This is a genomic window from Streptomyces sp. NPDC004561 (assembly GCF_053602155.1).
The window spans coordinates 1-2,445 of record NZ_JBSGDB010000787.1; the positions used below are offsets into that span (position 1 = coordinate 1).

General features: G+C 73.4%; 4 protein-coding genes. 1 reads left to right on the forward strand and 3 read right to left on the reverse strand.

What is annotated here, in order from left to right:
- The 3 genes from ACWEN3_RS45270 to dhaK all read right to left on the reverse strand — a co-directional run.
- On the reverse strand, nt 1-153 hold a 153-nt coding region (locus tag ACWEN3_RS45270; RefSeq protein ID WP_452984128.1), incomplete at its 3' end, for a PTS sugar transporter subunit IIA domain-containing protein.
- A 1-nt stretch (nt 154) separates the two neighbouring features.
- A complete protein-coding gene (dhaL, locus tag ACWEN3_RS45275; RefSeq protein WP_452984122.1) occupies nt 155-754 on the reverse strand; it encodes a dihydroxyacetone kinase subunit DhaL in 600 nt (199 codons plus the stop codon).
- 46 nt (nt 755-800) lie between these two features.
- Complete coding sequence (gene dhaK / locus ACWEN3_RS45280; RefSeq protein ID WP_452984124.1) at nt 801-1,793, reverse strand: dihydroxyacetone kinase subunit DhaK; 993 nt, start codon at nt 1,791-1,793, stop codon at nt 801-803.
- A gap of 264 nt (nt 1,794-2,057) precedes the next feature.
- On the opposite strand from dhaK, the gene ACWEN3_RS45285 reads away from it, so the two are divergent.
- Nucleotides 2,058-2,396, forward strand: a complete 339-nt coding sequence (locus ACWEN3_RS45285) for a DUF3040 domain-containing protein (protein ID WP_452984126.1) — start codon at nt 2,058-2,060, stop codon at nt 2,394-2,396.
- Nucleotides 2,397-2,445: the final 49 nt, after the last annotated feature.

The window sequence follows — 2,445 nt, forward strand, 5'->3', positions numbered from 1 at the left end:
GGTGCCGAGCCCGCCGCCCTCCGTGCCGCCCGCCGGCGCCACCGGCACCGCCATGGCCCCGCCCGCCAGGCCCTTGGCCAGCTCGGCCACCGATGCCGCCACCTCCGCGCTGTGCGACACCAGCACGATCCCGACCAGCTTCTCGTCGCCCACGTCAGCCCTCCGCCGCATCGGCGAGCGCGGCGATCAGCAGCACCGACGAGGTGGCCCCGGGATCCTGGTGACCGACACTGCGCTCGCCGAGATAACTCGCCCGGCCCTTGCGGGCCAGCAGCGGGGTGGTCGCCACCGCGCCCTCCTCGGCCGCGGCCCGCGCGGCGGCGAAACCGTCCCCGAGCGCGTCGACGGCAGGCATCAGGGCGTCGATCATGGTCTTGTCGCCGGGTGCCGCCCCGCCGAGCGCCATCACCCCGTCCACGCCCGCCCGCAGCGCCTCGGCCAGCTGCGCCTCGCTGACCTCGGCGTCCTCGCCGAGCGCCTTGCCCGCCCGGCGCAGCAGAGTGCCGTACAGCGGTCCCGACGCGCCGCCGACCGTCGAGATCAGCTGCCGCCCGGCGCGGGTCAGGACCGCCCCCGGCGTGTCCGGTGCCTCCTTCTCCAGGGATGCCCGCACGGCCGTGAACCCGCGCTGCAGATTGCTGCCGTGATCCGCGTCCCCGATGGCCGAGTCGAGGGCGGTGAGCCGTGCCGCCTCGCGGTCGACGGACGCGGCGGTCGCCGTCATCCAACGGCGGAAGAAGTCGGCGTCGAGCACTGGACCTCCAAGCGTGGTAGGGGCGTTGAGCACTGCGTCCGCCGTATCACATCCCCCAGCGCAGCGCCGGGGTCTTCACCGGCGCGTCCCACAGCCGCAGGAGTTCCTCGTCGACCTGACACAGCGTCACCGACGCACCCGCCATGTCCAGGGAGGTGACGTAGTTGCCGACGAGGGTGCGGGCCACCGCGACGCCGCGCTCGGACAGCACCCGCTGCACCTCGGCGTTGAAGCCGAACAGCTCCAGCAGGGGAGTGGCGCCCATGCCGTTGACCAGCACCAGCACGGGGTTGCGCGGGGACATGTCCTCCAGGATCGCGTGCACCGCGAAGTCGGCGATCTCCCCGGAGGTCATCATCGGCCGCCGCTCCCGGCCCGGCTCGCCGTGGATGCCGATGCCCAACTCCAGCTCCCCGTCCGGCAGATCGAAGGTGGGGGAGCCCTTCGCGGGGGTCGTACAGGCGCTGAGCGCCACGCCGAAACTGCGGGCGTTCTCGTTCACCTGGCGGCCGACCGCCTCCACGCGCTCCAGCGGCTGCCCCTCCGCCGCGGCGGCGCCCGCGATCTTCTCCACGAACAGCGTCGCCCCGGTGCCGCGCCGACCGGCCGTGTACAGGCTGTCGGTGACGGCCACGTCGTCGTTCACCAGCACCTTGGCGACCTGGATGCCCTCGTCCTCGGCCAGTTCCGCGGCCATGTCGAAGTTGAGCACGTCACCGGTGTAGTTCTTCACGACGAACAGCACACCGGCACCGCTGTCCACCGCGGCCGCGGCACGCGCCATCTGGTCCGGCACCGGCGAGGTGAACACCTCGCCCGGACAGGCCGCGGACAGCATGCCGTGACCGACGAACCCGCCGTGCAGCGGCTCGTGCCCCGACCCGCCACCGGAGACCAGTGCGACCTGCCCGGCGACCGGGGCGTCCCGGCGGACGATCACCCGGTTCTCCACGTCCACCGTCAGATCGGGATACGCGGCCGCCATCCCGCGCAGCGCGTCCGCCACGACGGTCTCCGGCACGTTGATCAGCATCCTCATCGGTATCTCCTAGTACGACTCGCGGTTGGGCCGCGGTGTCCGACGTCGGGCCGAGTTCGTTGATGGAGCTATTGGCAGTATCGACCTTGCACCGGATGTGGTCACGTGCAAGTCCCTCCCGTCACCGTGCGCGAGCGGCCCGGCACCGAGCGCGGGTCCCGCCGTACGACGGGGACCGCGTCGCCCGCTCCGCATCGGCCGGGCCCTCCTGGGGAACTCGGGCCCACACGGAGGCCGCCGACCGGCGGAGGAGGTGCCGTTGCCGTGGACGACTGGGAGATGTGGGAGATGCACGACGAGATACGGCTTTCGCCGCGCGAGCGCCTGGCGCTGCTGGAGATCGAGGCGCGCCTGAGGCAGGACCGCCGGTTCGCGCGCCGCATGGGCGGGGTGCGCCGGGAGGTCTGGCTGCCGGTGGGGGTGCTGCTGCTGGTCGTCGCGTCGGCGTTCGCGGCCGTCATGGGCATCCGTACCTCGGACCCCGCGCTGCTGTGGTGCTTCGCGCTGCTGTGGCCGCTGACCCTCTTCCAGGCGTTCCGCCTGCTGCGCCGGGCGGCGCGGCACCGGGCGCGGGCCGCCGAGCGGGTGGTTCCCTGGCTGTGACCGCCCGCCGGCCGTGCCGGACCTGTCGGTGCCCGCCGGCCGTCACGGC

Bases quoted from the DNA above. Each gene is read 5' to 3' on its own strand.
- dhaK (WP_452984124.1), bottom strand. From the start codon at position 1,793: ATGAGGATGCTGATCAACGTGCCGGAGACCGTCGTGGCGGACGCGCTG.